Annotated in this window: 13 protein-coding genes; 8 read left to right on the forward strand and 5 right to left on the reverse strand. The window is 63.4% G+C overall.

Going from position 1 to position 14,476, the window contains the following annotated elements:
* Window positions 1-28: 28 nt before the first annotated feature.
* On the reverse strand, window positions 29-1,891 hold the full coding sequence (locus IVB48_RS37920) for a caspase family protein (protein ID WP_247408224.1): 1,863 nt from the start codon (window positions 1,889-1,891) through the stop codon (window positions 29-31).
* A 203-nt stretch (window positions 1,892-2,094) separates the two neighbouring features.
* On the opposite strand from IVB48_RS37920, the gene IVB48_RS37925 reads away from it, so the two are divergent.
* Both IVB48_RS37925 and IVB48_RS37930 read left to right on the forward strand, forming a co-directional pair.
* Window positions 2,095-2,451 carry a DUF1428 family protein gene (locus IVB48_RS37925; protein WP_247408226.1) on the forward strand — a complete coding sequence of 119 codons (357 nt, stop codon included), beginning with the start codon at window positions 2,095-2,097 and terminating at the stop codon, window positions 2,449-2,451.
* Window positions 2,452-2,613: 162 nt separating this feature from the next.
* Window positions 2,614-2,958, forward strand: a complete 345-nt coding sequence (locus IVB48_RS37930; RefSeq protein WP_247408228.1) for a hypothetical protein — start codon at window positions 2,614-2,616, stop codon at window positions 2,956-2,958.
* Here IVB48_RS37930 and IVB48_RS37935 read toward each other — a convergent pair.
* The 3 genes from IVB48_RS37935 to IVB48_RS37945 form a co-directional block, all read right to left on the reverse strand.
* Window positions 2,951-3,523, reverse strand: coding sequence for an invasion associated locus B family protein (locus IVB48_RS37935; protein WP_247408230.1), 573 nt, complete (start codon window positions 3,521-3,523; stop codon window positions 2,951-2,953). The two genes, IVB48_RS37930 and IVB48_RS37935, sit on opposite strands and share 8 nt — an antisense overlap.
* Before the next feature lie 66 nt (window positions 3,524-3,589).
* The gene (locus tag IVB48_RS37940) at window positions 3,590-6,736 is read right to left on the reverse strand and encodes a multidrug efflux RND transporter permease subunit (protein WP_247408231.1); all 3,147 of its coding nucleotides are present in this window, start codon (window positions 6,734-6,736) and stop codon (window positions 3,590-3,592) included.
* On the reverse strand, window positions 6,733-7,905 hold the full coding sequence (locus IVB48_RS37945; RefSeq protein WP_027569524.1) for an efflux RND transporter periplasmic adaptor subunit: 1,173 nt from the start codon (window positions 7,903-7,905) through the stop codon (window positions 6,733-6,735). Before IVB48_RS37945 ends, IVB48_RS37940 begins: the two co-directional genes overlap by 4 nt.
* A 364-nt stretch (window positions 7,906-8,269) precedes the next feature.
* On the opposite strand from IVB48_RS37945, the gene IVB48_RS37950 reads away from it, so the two are divergent.
* The 6 genes from IVB48_RS37950 to IVB48_RS37975 all read left to right on the forward strand — a co-directional run bounded on the left by IVB48_RS37950 (window position 8,270) and on the right by IVB48_RS37975 (window position 14,015).
* Window positions 8,270-8,509, forward strand: a complete 240-nt coding sequence (locus IVB48_RS37950; protein WP_247286580.1) for a hypothetical protein — start codon at window positions 8,270-8,272, stop codon at window positions 8,507-8,509.
* A gap of 216 nt (window positions 8,510-8,725) precedes the next feature.
* Window positions 8,726-11,122: a TonB-dependent receptor gene (locus tag IVB48_RS37955; protein ID WP_027569526.1), complete on the forward strand. Its 2,397-nt coding sequence runs from the start codon at window positions 8,726-8,728 to the stop codon at window positions 11,120-11,122.
* A gap of 2 nt (window positions 11,123-11,124) precedes the next feature.
* Entirely contained in the window at window positions 11,125-11,814 is a 690-nt protein-coding gene (locus IVB48_RS37960; RefSeq protein WP_247408233.1) for a Fe2+-dependent dioxygenase, read from the forward strand.
* On the forward strand, window positions 11,811-12,731 hold the full coding sequence (gene exbB, locus IVB48_RS37965) for a tonB-system energizer ExbB (protein WP_247408235.1): 921 nt from the start codon (window positions 11,811-11,813) through the stop codon (window positions 12,729-12,731). The genes IVB48_RS37960 and exbB overlap by 4 nt, the downstream gene beginning before the upstream one ends.
* Window positions 12,732-12,734: 3 nt before the next feature.
* Entirely contained in the window at window positions 12,735-13,190 is a 456-nt protein-coding gene (gene exbD, locus IVB48_RS37970) for a TonB system transport protein ExbD (protein ID WP_247408238.1), read from the forward strand.
* Window positions 13,191-13,199: 9 nt separating this feature from the next.
* A complete protein-coding gene (locus IVB48_RS37975; protein WP_247408240.1) occupies window positions 13,200-14,015 on the forward strand; it encodes a TonB family protein in 816 nt (271 codons plus the stop codon).
* On the opposite strand, the gene IVB48_RS37980 is transcribed toward IVB48_RS37975, so the two are convergent.
* Window positions 14,003-14,425, reverse strand: coding sequence for a hypothetical protein (locus tag IVB48_RS37980; RefSeq protein ID WP_027569530.1), 423 nt, complete (start codon window positions 14,423-14,425; stop codon window positions 14,003-14,005). The genes IVB48_RS37975 and IVB48_RS37980 overlap by 13 nt on opposite strands.
* Window positions 14,426-14,476: the final 51 nt, after the last annotated feature.

A 14,476-nucleotide genomic window follows, 5' to 3' on the forward strand; every position in this document is an offset into this window, starting at 1 on the left:
TCTCCAAAGCCTGATCGCGTGTGCTTTGCTATCTCTTCTTTTTCGTCGCCTTCTTTGTCGCCGGCGCCTGCTTGCGCCCCGTCTTACGCGGCCGCCTGGACGGTGTTTTCGTAGCAGGCCTGGCGGACGCCGCGCCTTGCGATTTGCCCCACGGCACAGGAGCCGCACAGCGAACCTTGGCGCCGACCAGATTCGGCGTCTGGCTGTATCGCATCCGCCTCAGTTTCTCCGTGACCAGCTCGTTGAGCGTCTTGAACGAGGGATTTTCGCCCTTGGCCCTCAGCTCGCGCAGAGTGCTGGCCATGGAGTAGGTGTAGATGCCATAAGACGTCACGCCATCCCGGTATTCATAGGAGAGCTGCTGCTCCTGACAGGCCTCGAGCAGGATCGGCATGTACGGCCCGAGATGGTCGAGCTCCTTGCGCGTCTTGTCGTAATCCTTGTCCGGCTTGGTTCGCAGCATCATCGCTCGCCCCAGCCGTTGTGTTGCCCCGTTCTGCCCGAGGAAGTCGGCTCCATTCTTTCTGTCCTTCAAGCTCCTGTTCAGCGGCGTGAAGTCGCGCGGCACCCACATTCGCTCGGCGGCATCCCATTTCAGCGCACGGTGGCGGATGTCGTCCGGCGGGCTCAAACCCCGGACACGAGGACCGCCATCGCGCGTCATCCCGCCCGAGTGGCAGCAATCGAACATCGCCACGAAATAGCTGTCATAGGGCAGTTGCGAATACAGCTCGGCGAACTGGCGGTCCAGAATGGCGTGGGCCGGGGACCAGTCGAAATCATAGGGAACGAGACATTCGTCGACGTGATCAGGCTCGCCCTGGATGTTGTAGCGGGGAATTTGGGCGCCGTGCCCCGAATAGAACAGCATGCGCTCGTCACCGCCACGAACGCCGTCGAGCAACCAATGCAACCGGTCCATGATCCCTTGCGTCGTCGCGCGATCGTTGAGAACGATGCGGATATCTTCCGGCTCGAAACCGCTCTCCTGGAGCACCGAGCTCATCAGGAACACATCGTTGACGCAGCCTTCGAGCCTGCTGGCCGGGTCCGGATAGTCGTTGATGCCGATCAGCAGCGCGCGGCGGCCGGGTTTGACAGCAAGGCTCGCCATCTCGCGCGCAGCGCTCACGATCGCGCGCGAGGCAGGCGCCGGAGCGCCCTCATGCCAGACCGTCGCAACTGTGCTGGTGTGCGACAGGTACCATGTCGCATCGTGATTGAGCGCGTCGTTGGGAACGTCGAAGGACACGATGACCTGCTGATAATTATCCGCACGAATGTCGAGCGGATAGGTCAGCACGTGATCGCCGGGGTTATAGAGGTGGTACCATTTTCGGCAGGTTAGGGGCTGAATGCGGCCGGCAAAGACGTCGCGCACCGCGGGGTTGCCGATTTGCGAGCCGAAGCTGACGAAGATCGCGTCCTTGATCGCGTCGCCGTCGTGCAGGAAGGTGTCGTAGCAGATCAGCGAGCCGAGGCTGTGCGCCAGGACCATGTCGTAGGTCTTGCCGTCGATCTTGTCGAGAATGAGCCGGCGGAGGTCCTTGCGGAGCTGTTCGTCGGTTGACCACTGGGCGATCATGCCTGCGGTCCATTTGATGACGGCAGGGATGTCGCCGATGCCACGTGCGCCAGTCAGGAGGTCGCCGATGCCGTGAACGACCGCGCTCGCCAGCAGCCTGGCCGCAGCCGCGGCGTAGGTGAGGGAATTGAGTGGGGCCTTCTCGAACAGATCGTCGTAGCGAACGAAATCAATCTCGAGCTGGACTCCCTGGTCGACCTGCTCGACGGCACGCGTGATGACTTCGGACCAGGACTGCTGAAATCCGGCATCGATCTCCGCGTGACCGACGCCGTGGACGCAAAGCAACGACAGGCGGGTGCTCATGAAAGCGGCCTCCTCGAATACAATCTGAAATAGCGGCTGTGCGGATGCAAACGTCAGGGATGATGTCACGGAGCCGCGACGGGCGAATGTGAAGTAGCGCACGAATTGCTCGCGACAGTTTGCCTCACCTTGTGGGTGCCACGACGAGTCGGGCCGCCGCGCGCTGGATCGTCCTCCGGACACACAACCCAAGGAGATCCGTGATGCCCTATGTCGATGGTTTCGTGCTGGCCGTGCCAAAGGACAACATCGAGGCGTACAAGGCGCTGGCGACAACAGCCTGCGCCATCTGGATGGAGCACGGTGCGCTCGATTATGTCGAATGCATCGGCGACGACGTGCCCTATGGCGAGCTGACCTCGTTTCCGCGCGCGGTGATGGCGAAGGAGGACGAGATCGTGGTGTTCTCATGGATCATCTATCGCGACCGGGAGACTCGCGACGCCGTCAACAAGAAGGTGATGGCGGACCCGCGGCTGAAGTTGGAGGGCATGCCGTTCGACGGCAAGCGCATGATCTATGGCGGCTTCACGACGCTGCTGAGGGCGAGCGACCCGTGAAGTGAGGGCGCTGACCAGCCCCACACATCGGTGCTTGCCCATGCAGCAGCATCGTGGCTAGCCGTTTCACTTGCCACCTACAGCCTTTACGTCAAGGACGGCGATCTCGTGCATGACCTCAGCATCGGCGGCAGTCACCAGATCGTCCGCTCGGAGCGCTAGGTGCCGTCGGGCGCGCGGCGGCTCGGCGTGCATGTCGAACGTCTCGTGCGCAAGGAGCCGCCGGCCAAGGGCTCGCGTACCGGCGTCACCGGCTACACGCGGCTGATCGACGGCGAGCCGGCGGGAGCGCTGCAGACCCAGCTCGGATTCCACATGCTGATCTCGTGGTCCGGCCTCGACATCGGCCGCGATCGCGGCAGCCCCGTGTCGCACTACGATGCGCCGTTCCAATTCACCGGACGGCGCTCGCACGTCAGCGAGACATGCACAACGACCAGAAGCTCGACGGCGATGCCGTCGGCAACGCGCAGATGGCGCGGCAGTGACGACGATACGGCTATTTGATTTTATCGTAGGCCGCCGCGAAATCGCCCAGCGGCATCGGGATCGCGATCGTTTCCTTGGCCATATTCTGGAAGGAGACCTTCAGCTGCTTGCCTGACCTTAAAGTGGCCAACAGGTCTGGCGCGATCGGCGTCGATGCGTAGCAGCCGCGGTTCTCGCAGGTCTGGATCTGGAGATCGACCGTCTTGCCGTCGTCGACCTGGAGCTTGGCGCCGATGGGAAGGTTGAGGCCAAGCGGCAATTGCAGCAGCGCCACGGGTGTGCGGGTGTCGGGTGCGATGCGGATGTTAATCAGGACGATGGTCTGGCCGGTCTTGGTGAGCACCGCGTTCTGCTCCATCGCGCATTCGAGCGGTGCGTCGCGGCTGACGCTGGTGCAGCGCACGACCCAGCCGGGCTGCTGCGCCGCAGCGCCGTCAGCCTGCGGCTGCGTCGGAGCCGGCGCGGGCTGTGCCGCCGGAGCAGAGGGAGCCGCGCTCTTCTTGGCGCCTTGCTGGGCATGCGCGGCACCCGCCGACACCAGGACAGCGGCGGCAAGGGCGACAAGTCTGGATTGCATGGGCATGGCAAGACCGCGTTGACGTGAACCGAGGGGCTCGCTGTAACGTCGTGAGGCGTGCGGTGCAAGCTGCTACTCGGCAGCTTCCTTAACGGTGCCGTGCTCGACCGTCTCGTCGCCTTCACCATAACCCTTACGGCCCCAGCCCGAGAACCAGTTGTTGAGCTCGTCGAGATAGAGATAGACGACCGGCGTGGTGAACAGCGTCAGCGCCTGGCTGACGATCAGACCGCCGACCATGGCGTAGCCGAGCGGCTGGCGAATCTCGGCGCCGGTGCCGTGGCCGAGCATCAGCGGCACGCCGCCGAGCAGGGCAGCCATCGTCGTCATCATGATCGGACGGAAGCGTAACAGCGCCGCCTGCCGGATCGATTCCGCCGGCGTCTTGTGCTCGTCGCGCTCCGCGGCGATGGCGAAGTCCACCATCATGATGCCGTTCTTCTTCACGATGCCGATCAGCAGAATGACTCCGATCAAAGCAATGAGGCTGAACTCGAAGCCGGCCGCCATCAGGATCGCGAGCGCGCCGACGCCGGCCGAGGGCAGGGTCGACAGAATCGTGATCGGATGGATGTAGCTCTCGTAGAGGATGCCGAGGATCAGATAGACCACGACCAGCGCTGCGAGGATGAGGAGCGGCACGGTGCCGAGCGATTGCTGGAACGCCTGTGCCGTGCCCTGGAAGCTCGAATTGAGCGTCGGCGGCGCGCCGAGATCGGCCATCGCCTTCTGCACAGCCTCGGTGGCCTGGCCGAGCGCGACGCCCTGGGCGAGGTTGAAGCTGATCGTGATTGCTGGGAACTGCCCTTGGTGGCTGATCGAAAGCGGGCGCACAGGATCGGTGCTCCAGGTCGCGAAGGTCGACAGCGGCACCTGGTCGCCGGTCAGCGGAGATTTCAGGTAGAGCTTGTTCAGGCTCTCGAGGCTGCCCTGCATCTCCGGCAGGATCTCGAGGATCACCTTGTAGGTGTTGAGCTGGGTGAAATACTGCGTGACCTGGCGCTGTCCGAAGGCGTCGTAGAGCGTGTCGTCGATCAGCTGCGGCTGGATTCCGTAACGCGCTGCAGTATCGCGGTTGATCTTGAGCTGAACCGTGGTGCCCTGGGTCTGCTGGTCGGTCGCAACGTCGCGCAGTTGCGGCAAGGTCTGCATCTTGGCGAGGATCTTCGGTGCCCAGTCGTTGAGCTCGGCGAGATCGGCGTCCTGCAGGGTAAACTCGAACTGGGTGCGCGTCGGCCGGCCGCCGAGCCGGACGTCCTGGGCTGCCTGCATGTAGAGGCGGGCGCCGGACACCTTCTCGAGCTTGGGACGCAGCCGCGCGATGATCTGCTGCGCGGAGGCTTCGCGCTCGTTGCGCGGCTTCAGCGTGATGAACATGTTGCCGTTGTTGCCGGCGCGGCCGCTGCCGCCGATGTTCATCGCGATGGATGCGATGTCGGGATCGTCCATCACGATCTTGCCGAGCTCGACCTGGCGGCGCTGCATCTCCGCGAACGAGATGTCCTGGGAGGCTTCCGAGGTCGCAGTGATCAGGCCGACGTCCTGTTGCGGGAAGAACCCTTTCGGGATCAGCACGAACAGATAGACGGACAGGGCAAGGGTCGCGAAGAAGATCGTGAGCGTGGTGCGGCGCCAGGCCAGGGCATGGTCGAGCATCCATTCGTAACCGCGCAACATCCGGTCGAAGCCGCGCTCGCTCCATTGGTAGAACTTGCCGTGGGTGACCTCGCCATGGGCGCGCAGGAAGCGCGAGGCCATCATCGGCGTCAGGGTCAGCGACACGAACATCGAGACGAAGATCGTCATCGCCAGCACGACGGCGAATTCGCGGAACAGGCGCCCGATGATGCCGCCCATCAGCAGCAGCGGAATCAGCACCGCGACCAGCGAGATGCTGATCGAGACGATGGTGAAGCCGATTTCCTTCGAGCCCTTGAAGGCCGCCGCCATCGGCGATTCGCCTTCCTCGATGTAGCGCGTGATGTTCTCCAGCATCACAATGGCGTCGTCGACGACAAATCCGACCGCGATGGTGAGTGCCATCAGCGACAGATTGTCGAGCGAGTAGCCGAACACCCACATCAGCGCGCACGCGCCCAGCAGCGCCAGTGGCACCGTGATGGTGGGAATGACCGTTGCCCAGAAGCTGCGCAGGAAGATGAAGATGACCATGACGACCAGCGCAATGGTCAGCAGCAGCGTGAACTGGACGTCTTCGACCGCGGCGCGAATTGTCGTGGTGCGGTCGCTGATGACCTCGATCTTGATCGCGGGCGGGATCGCTGCGACGAGGCGAGGCAACGTCGCCTTGATCCGGTCGACGGTCTCGATGACGTTGGCGCCGGGTTGCTTGAACACCACCAGGAACACGCCGCGCTTGCCGTTGGCCCAGGCCGCCTGCTTGGCGTCCTCGGGGCCGCTGACCGCCTGGCCGATGTCGCGGATTCGCAAGGGACCGCCGTTGCGATAGGCGATGATGACGTCGTTCCAGTCCTTGGCCTGGGTGAGCTGGTCGTTGGCGTAGATCGTGTAGGCGCGCTTCGGGCCGTCGATGTTGCCCTTGGGGCTGTCGACCGTGGTGATCGCGATCTGGCTGCGCACGTCCTCCATCGACAGGCCCTTGGCGACGAGCTTCGCCGGGTCGATCTGAATGCGGATCGAGGGCTTCTGCTGGCCGCCGATGAAGACCTGCGCGACGCCCGAGAGCTGGCTGATCTGCTGGGCGAGCTGGGCATCGACCGCGTCGCTGACGCTGGTCAGCGGCATTGTCTCGGAGGTTGCCGACAACAGCAGGATCGGGGCGTCGGCCGGGTTGACCTTGCGGTAGGTTGGTGGGGAGGGCAGGTTCTTCGGCAGCTGACCGCTCGCGGCGTTGATGGCGCCCTGCACGTCGTTGGCGGCGCCGTCGATGCTGCGGTTGAGGTCGAACTGGATGGTGATCGACGCGGTGCCCAGATAGCTCGTCGAGGTCATCTGGGCGATGCCCGGGATCTGGGCGAATTGCCGTTCGAGCGGCTGGGCCACCGACGAGGCCATGGTCTCGGGGCTGCCGCCCGGCAGATTGGCGGTGATCTGGATGGTCGGGAAGTCCACCTGCGGCAGGGGCGCGACAGGCAGCAGGGGATAGGCGACGAGACCGACGAAGAGAATGCCGGCCATCAGCAGCGAGGTGCCGATGGGATAACGGATGAAAGGTGCCGAAATCCCGCCCGCGTTCATTCCTGTCGAACCTTGTTCTGCGCCGGATCCGTACTCGCCACGGCCGTGGAGACGAGGCTTCCGGGCTGGACCTTGAATTGGCCCCCGGTGATCACCTGCTGCCCGGGCGTCAGCCCTTCGTCGACGACCGAACGTCCGTCAATCGCGTAGCTGACCTTGATCTTGTGCACCTCGGCCTTGTTGTCCTGGTTGACGGTATAGGCGTAGAGGCCGTTGGTGGAGTGCTGGACCGCGTCATCCGGGACAACGGTCGCATCCTTCAGAGTGCGCACCAGCAGGCGCGTCGACACCGACTGCCCGGGCCACAGCGCGTGGTCCTTGTTGTCGAACACCGCCTTGAGCCGGATCGTGCCGCTGCTGGTGTCGACCTGGTTGTTGATGACGGCGAGCTTGCCCTCGGCCAGAGTCTTCTTGCCGTCGGTGGTGAAGGCGATCACCCTGAGCGCGCCGGCCTTCTGGCCCTCGCTGATATAGGGCAGCTGGTCTTCTGGTGCGGTGAAGATCACCGAGATCGGCTCGACCTGCGAGATCGTGACGATGCCGGTCTGCGTCGAGGAATTGACGATGTTGCCGACGTCGACCTGGCGCAGGCCCGCGACGCCGGTGATCGGCGCCTTGACCTGGGTGTAGTCGAGCTGGGTCTGCGCGTTGGAGATCGAAGCTTCGTCGGCGGCGATCTGCGCGGTGAGCTGGGCGACCGTGGAGCGCTGGGTGTCGACCCGCTGTGCGGTGGCGAATTCGCCGAGTTTCATGGCGCGCTGGAGCTCGAGATTGGCGTTGGCCAGATTTGCCTCGTCCTGCGCCTTCTTGGCCTTGGCCTGGTCGAGCGTGGCCTGATAGGGGCGGGGATCGATCGAGGCGAGGAGCTCGCCCTCCTTGACGATCTGGCCTTCGGTGAAGGCAATCTTGTCGATCTGCCCATCCACCCGGGTCCGGACTTGGACGGTGTTGAAGCCCGCAACCGTGCCGAGACCGGTCAGGTAAACCGGAAAGTCCACCTTCTGGACCGGCGAAACGCTCACGGGGACGGCGGGCGGGCGCTGCGGCCCCTTCTGTGCGGTCTGGGTTTTTCCAGCGTCGGGCGAGCCGAATTTCTGCCAACCATAGTAACCCGCGGAGGCCACGGCCGCGATGATCAGAATCCAGAGGATCGGCCGGGACTTTTTCATATCGTCTCGTGTCGGCTCTTGTGCCTTAAGCTACGAATTGTGAGGCAATCATAGGGTTCCAGCGCGCTTGTATAATACACGCCAAGTTCCAGTGTAAACAGCACTATCGGCAGAGAATCCTAAACAATTGGAAAGCTTTGCACTGTCTAGGCAGCTCCGTGTCACTACGGTGTGCAGTGCTGCATTCTCCCGCCACGAACGATCTGCGAGCAAATCTTGTGCAATGCTCGGAAGCGGTGTGCGCGGGATAGGGATGCGCTACGCGGGGCGGCTCCCAAGAACGGTTCTAAGTCGCGCAGAGGCCGTTTCGGTTGTCAGGAAATTCGGCATCGGCCATATCGGCGCGTTGCAATGGGAGCGCAGGATGGACGAACTGAACGGCAAGCTGATCGCGTGTCAAATCCTGATCACGGGACTGATCGCACGCGTCGCCAACGAGCAGCGTGATCCCTTGCACTTTCTCACCGACTTCCGCGACGAGATCAGAGCCGTCGTCGGGGGCGTCAACATTGCCGGCATGGACAACAGCGATCGCGTGCGCGCGGTGGCGCAGAAGACCGTCGATGAATTGTTCTCGCTGATGAAGCCGCCGAGCAGTGATTGACGATGCGCGCGCGACCGCCGATCTCGCGCTCGCTTTAGAACAAATCCAATCTTGATTTAGAACGATTTCAAACTGCAGTTTAGAATCGTTTTGATCTGGACTTATTCAAGGGTTCTCGCGGCTTGCTCGCATTGACCCGCTATTTTGCGGCCGATACCAACACTCCAATCGCTCATCGAAGTGAATGGGCGAACAGGAATATGGGGCGTGTTGGTAATGGGGCAGGTGGTCGCACCGAAGTCGTTGCGTTCGGTCGCAGCATTCGATGAAAAGTTCACGGGCGTTTCCGGCAAGAAGGTCTCGGCTGTCGCGGGCCTGATCGCGGCAGCATCGGTGTCGAGCGGCGCGGAGGCGCAGCAGTCGAACCTGCCGCCGGTAACGGTCGATGCGCCGGTCGCGCGTCCGCGCCCGGTGGCTTCGAAGCCGACGGCGGACCAGGTCCGCGCGCGCAATGCGCTTCGCCGCGCCGCGCAGCGGCAGCAGGCGGCGCAGCAGACCGCTCCCACCGTTCCAGCCGGCGAAGCCGATCGCAATCCCTATTCCGATCCGGCGGCACCCTACAAGGTCGACCACGTCCAGGCCTCCGGCAAGTTTCCCGAGCCAATGCTGAACACGCCGAAGACCATCACCGTGCTCAGCAAGGAAGTGCTCGAGGACAAGAACGCCACGACGCTGAAGGAGATCGGGCGCTCGACCGCCGGCGTGACGCTGGGATCTGGGGAAGGCGGCAACGCGTTCGGGGATCGCTTCTTCATCCGCGGCTTCGATGCGCGCAACGACGTCTTCATCGACGGTATCCGCGATCCCGCGGTCTCGATCCGCGAGAACTTCTTCACCGAGCAGATCGAGATTCTGCGCGGGCCGGCCTCGTCCTACGCAGGCCGCGGCACCGCCGGCGGTGCCATCAACATCGTCACCAAGCAGGCTGGCGACGTCAATTTCAAGCGAATGGACACCGAGTTCGGCACCGACCGGACCAAGCGGGTCACGCTCGACGTCAACCAGGTCATCGATCCGACGTTCTCGGTGCGCGCCGGCGGCCTGTTCCAGGACGCCAACGTCGCCGGCCGTGATTACGTCACCGACAATCGCTGGGGTTCGTTCATCGCGACCAAGTATACCCCGACCAACGACATCAAGATCACGACGAACTACGTCCACACCGACCTCAGCGGCTATCCTGATTTCGGCGTGCCCTACTACAAGCAGGGCAACGTCCCGGTGACGTCGGCGGGCATTCCGCGTGGTAACTGGTACGGCTTCCTCAACCGCGACTTCCAGACCGCGCGGCAGGATTTCGGCACCGGCACGATCGAGTACAAGGTCAACGAGGCCATCACGCTGAGCAGCAAGGTGCGCGGCGAGCACTCGCTGCTGAATTATATCGGCACGCTGCCGCAGAACCCGGTTACGACGAGCCCCAATCCGCTGCTCTGGACCACGACGGCCAGTGCGCAGAGCCGCTACCAGAACGTCGACGTGTGGGCCAACCAGAACGAGGCCACGTTCAAGCTCAACACCGGCGGGGTCAAGCACACCGCGGTGTTCGGCGTGGAATATGCCAACGAGAACATCTCGATCGACCGTTACACCGGCCTCTCGTCGGAACTGTTCGGCGGCGGCTCGACCAGCAGCGGGGCGGTCCCGGGGGTCAACCTCTACTCGCCGCAGTACACCTACATTCCCTTCAGCAACACGCCGTCGCTGGTTGGAAATCCGACGCGCTATGGCGTCAACACCAGCAGCGTCTACGTCATGGACACCGCGAATTGGCAGGACACGATCATCGTCAATGGTGGCGTGCGCTACGACGGTTACAGCCAGAGTTCGTCGACCAACGCGGATCATCTCAAACAGAATGCCGATCTCGTCAATTACAACGTCGGCCTGGTCTACAAGCCGATGTCGATCGGCAGCCTCTATGCGGCCTATGCGACCTCGGCCAATCCGTTCGGATCGGAGCTTGACGCGACCGCCACCGACTACGGCGGCATTCCTGCCAACACGGCTATCTTGCTCGGGCCGGAGCGCAACAAGGCAGCCGAACTCGGCACCAAATGGGAACTGGCTGATCGCCATTTGCTGGTCAGCGCCGCGTTGTTCCAGACCACGAAGGACAATGCGCGCGAAACCGTCAGCGGCCTGCTGACTTCGGGCGCTGCCTACAGGATCCAGGGCATCGATATCGAGGCCGAAGGCAAGATCACCGATCGCTGGAGCATCTTCGGCGGCCTGGTGTTGATGCAATCGAAGGTCACGCAGAGCGGTCTCGCCTCAAATCTCGGCCTGCAGCTTGCCAATGTGGCTCATCAATCGTTCAGCATGCTGACCAAGTACAAGTTCGACGACGGCTGGGAGCTGGGCGGTCAGGCGGTGTACCGTTCGAAGGTGTATGGCGGCACGTTCGCGGCCAATACCGGCAACGAGCTGCCGAGCTACTGGCGCTTCGACGCGTTCGTCGAGAAGAAGATCGACAAGAACTGGACAATGAAGTTCTACGCCCAGAATCTCACCAACAAACTCTACTACGATACGCTCTATCGCAGCGCGGTTCCCTTCGTCGCGGTCGCGCCGGGGCGGGCGTTCTACCTCATCACGACGGCGAAGTTCTGATCATGTTGACCTGCCTTCCTGACGTTCTGAGCAAGGATGATGTGGTGGATTTCCGCCGCATCATGGAGGCCAGCGAATGGGAAGACGGGCGCTCCACCGCGGGCTCGCAGTCGGCGATGGTCAAGCGCAACGAGCAATTGCCGCCGGACAGCGAGGTCGCGCGCAAGCTCGGCAACCGCATCGTTTCGGCGCTGACTTCGAACCCGCGCTTCATCGCCGCGGCGATCCCGCTCCAGATCTTCCCGCCGCTGTTCAACCGCTATGCGGCCAGCAGCGGCCACCATTTCGGCCTGCACGTCGACAATGCCATCCGCGGCGACCGGCTGACCGGCCTTCGGATCCGCACGGATCTGTCGGTGACGCTGTTCCTGGCCGAGCCGGAGGAGTACGACGGTGGCGAACTTGTGATCGAGGACAGTTACGGTTCGCACGAAGTCAAGTTGCAGGCCGGGGACTGCGTGCTCTATCCCTCGACCAGCCTCCATCTGGTCACCCCGGTGACGAGGGGAACGCGGGTTGCGTCTTTCTTCTGGCTTCAGAGCATGATACGGGACGATCAAGCCCGGAGCATGATCTTTGACCTCGACACCGCGATACAGGCGCTGGTGGAACGGCTCGGGCGTGACGATCCCGAAACGGTCAAATTGACGGGTATCTATCACAATCTCATTCGCTACTGGGCCGAAGTATGAAGATCATGTCCTTCCAAGCAAGCCTTGCCGCAGCGCTGGTGCTGGCGGCCGCCTGGCTTGCATCCCCTGTTTCTGCCCAGACACAAGCCGCACCCGCGGCACCGGTCCAGTCGGCGGCTCAGTCGTCCGCGGTCAGCCCGGTCCCGGTTGTTGCTCCGCCTGCGGCGCCCCAAGCTGCCGCGCCTGCGGCTGCAAAGTCCGATACGGCAGCCGGCATTGCGCCCGCCATGAAGGAATTGTCGCCCTGGGTGATGTTCCAGTCGGCGGATATCATCGTGAAGGCAGTGATGATCGGGCTCGCCTTTGCGTCGCTCGTGACCTGGACTGTGCTGATCGCCAAGTCGATCGAATTGTCGATCGCCTCGACCAAGCTTCGCTCGGCGCTGAAGAAGATCGCAGAGGCCCGCTCGCTCGCGGAAGCGCAGATGGCGCTCGGATCCAAGGCGGGCATCCTGCCGTCCTTCCTGGCGGCGGCGCTGCGCGAGGCGCGGATGTCGGCCGGCCTGTCCAGTGACACCGGCATCAAGGAGCGGGCGGCTTCGAGCTTCTCCGAGATCATGCGCGCGGAGGCGCGGCGCATCCGCGTCGGCATGGGTGTGCTCGCGACCATCGGCTCGACCTCGCCCTTCGTCGGCCTGTTCGGCACGGTGTGGGGCATCATGAACAGCTTCATCGGCATCTCGAAGTCGCAGACCACGAACCTCGCCGTCGTCGCGCCCGGTATCGCCGAGGCGCTGCTCGCCACCGCGATCGGACTGGTCGCCGCCATTCCCGCCGTCATCATCTACAATTACTTCTCGCGCGTGACGAAGAGCTATCTCGAGCTCGTCAGCCGTGCTTCGGGCGCTGCGGGACGGTTGCTCTCGCGCGATCTCGACCGCAGCCACGGCAGCGTGCATTCGCGCGCGGCGGAGTGAATCATGGGCGTTTCGCTCGCAGACAATGATGACGACGACGATTTCGGCGAAACGCATGAAATCAACGTCACGCCGTTCATCGACGTCATCCTGGTGCTGCTGATCATCTTCATGGTCGCAGCGCCGCTCTCGACCGTCGACCTGCCGATCGATCTGCCGACGTCGAGCGCGACGCCGCAGAAGAAGCCGGAGAAGCCGACCTATCTCAGCATCAAGCCCGATTTGACCCTCGCCATCGGAGAGAACCCGGTGCACCGCGCCGAGTTGATCGGCACGCTGGACGGTCTGTCCGACATGAGCAAGGACAAGTACGTCTTCCTGCGCGCCGATCGCTCGGTGCCGTATGGCGAGTTGATGGGCGTCATGGAGCTGTTGCGCTCAGGCGGCTATTCGCGGGTGAAGCTGGTTGCGCTGGAAGGCGCTCCGGGGGCGCCTGCGGCAGGCGCAGCTCAGCCTTAGAGGCCCGCGATGTCGGACGAGTCCAGACCAGCCCGGACGCTTTGGATTTTGGCAGCGCTGGCGGCGCTCGCGCTCCATCTGGGTGGTGCCGCGCTCGCGCTGGCGCACCTGCGGGCCGATGACGGCGACGACGGCCTCGGCGCGACCGGCGCGGAGTTCGCTGTCGAGATGGCCTCGCCGAAGGCGCCCGATACCGACCTTCCGCCGGGACCGGATAGTGAAGCGATGCAGGAACAGCAGGCGCTTCCCGAGCAAAAGGCCGAGACCAAGGAAACCGAGCTTCCAAAGGATCAGTCGCAACAGGTCGACGATCCCGATCGGGTCGTCACCGAGAACATCTCGAAGAAGCCGCAGGACGAGGATCCGAAGATTGCGGCGGTCGAAACGCCCGCTGCGGAAGCCTCGCCGAAGTCCGTTGCGACGGCGCGGCAGACGCTCGACGAGGACGCGCGCGAGGCCGAGAAGGCGCTAGCGCCTGTGCTCGGCATCGGCAAGGACATTCTGAAGCTCACGGCGGACTGGAATCGCAAGATCAGCGCGCATCTCACGGCCCACAAGGTCAACCCGGAGGGCAAGGAGCCCAACAATCAGAAGGTCAAGGTCAGCTTCGCGATCAACCGACGGGGCAACGTGCTTTCAGTCGACGTTGTCGAGTCGTCCGGGGATGCAGCTTACGATGCGGCGGCGATCTCGATTGTCCGCAAGTCCGATCCCATCCCGCAGCCGCCCGCCAACCTGACCGACGACCGGTTCGAGCGCACCGTCGACATCATCTTCACGCCGCCGGACGCAAAGAAAAAGAAGAAGACGGCTCAGCGCCAGTAGAGCCTGATCCCGACATAGACCACGACCAGGCAGGCGAAGATCAGCGCCACTGGGAGCGGCCGTTTCTGGCTTGCGCCCGCGGTCGCTGCTCCGAAGAAACTGGCCTTTTTCGGCTTCGGGTCTGGGCGGCGGAACGCGGTAACATTGTCCGCCGCCGGCTCGGCCGCCCGTGGGCGGACGTCAGGCGGGGTTCCCGCGCCGCCCATCTCGGCATAGTAGGCCTTGTAGATGGCGCCGATGGTGGCCTCGGTAGCCTCACCCTCGTTCATCTGTGCCTGCAGGTTCTTGTAGCTCACGAGGAATTCCTGCGCCCCCGGAGGCAGCGCCGACGACCCGTTGAGCTTGGCCATCATCTTCCAGGTGGCGAAATCGGCGCGGGCGCGGGTATCGGCGCGTCGCGCGATCAGCATGTCGGCAGCTTTGACCAAGTCGGCCTCGAGCCCTTCGGCTTGTGTTCGGGT

Origin of the sequence: Bradyrhizobium sp. 76 (genome assembly GCF_023073025.1) — a bacterium.
Taxonomy (GTDB): domain Bacteria; phylum Pseudomonadota; class Alphaproteobacteria; order Rhizobiales; family Xanthobacteraceae; genus Bradyrhizobium.

Excerpts from the sequence above, each read along its gene's own strand:
- IVB48_RS37920 (WP_247408224.1), bottom strand. The coding sequence starts at position 1,891 with ATGAGCACCCGCCTGTCGTTGCTTTGCGTCCACGGCGTCGGTCACGCG.
- IVB48_RS37925 (WP_247408226.1), top strand. The coding sequence starts at position 2,095 with ATGCCCTATGTCGATGGTTTCGTGCTGGCCGTGCCAAAGGACAACATC.
- IVB48_RS37935 (WP_247408230.1), bottom strand. The coding sequence starts at position 3,523 with ATGCCCATGCAATCCAGACTTGTCGCCCTTGCCGCCGCTGTCCTGGTG.
- IVB48_RS37940 (WP_247408231.1), bottom strand. The coding sequence starts at position 6,736 with ATGAACGCGGGCGGGATTTCGGCACCTTTCATCCGTTATCCCATCGGC.
- IVB48_RS37945 (WP_027569524.1), bottom strand. The coding sequence starts at position 7,905 with ATGAAAAAGTCCCGGCCGATCCTCTGGATTCTGATCATCGCGGCCGTG.
- IVB48_RS37950 (WP_247286580.1), top strand. The coding sequence starts at position 8,270 with ATGGACGAACTGAACGGCAAGCTGATCGCGTGTCAAATCCTGATCACG.
- IVB48_RS37955 (WP_027569526.1), top strand. The coding sequence starts at position 8,726 with ATGGGGCAGGTGGTCGCACCGAAGTCGTTGCGTTCGGTCGCAGCATTC.
- IVB48_RS37960 (WP_247408233.1), top strand. The coding sequence starts at position 11,125 with ATGTTGACCTGCCTTCCTGACGTTCTGAGCAAGGATGATGTGGTGGAT.
- exbB (WP_247408235.1), top strand. The coding sequence starts at position 11,811 with ATGAAGATCATGTCCTTCCAAGCAAGCCTTGCCGCAGCGCTGGTGCTG.
- exbD (WP_247408238.1), top strand. The coding sequence starts at position 12,735 with ATGGGCGTTTCGCTCGCAGACAATGATGACGACGACGATTTCGGCGAA.
- IVB48_RS37975 (WP_247408240.1), top strand. The coding sequence starts at position 13,200 with ATGTCGGACGAGTCCAGACCAGCCCGGACGCTTTGGATTTTGGCAGCG.
- IVB48_RS37980 (WP_027569530.1), bottom strand. The coding sequence starts at position 14,425 with ATGCTGATCGCGCGACGCGCCGATACCCGCGCCCGCGCCGATTTCGCC.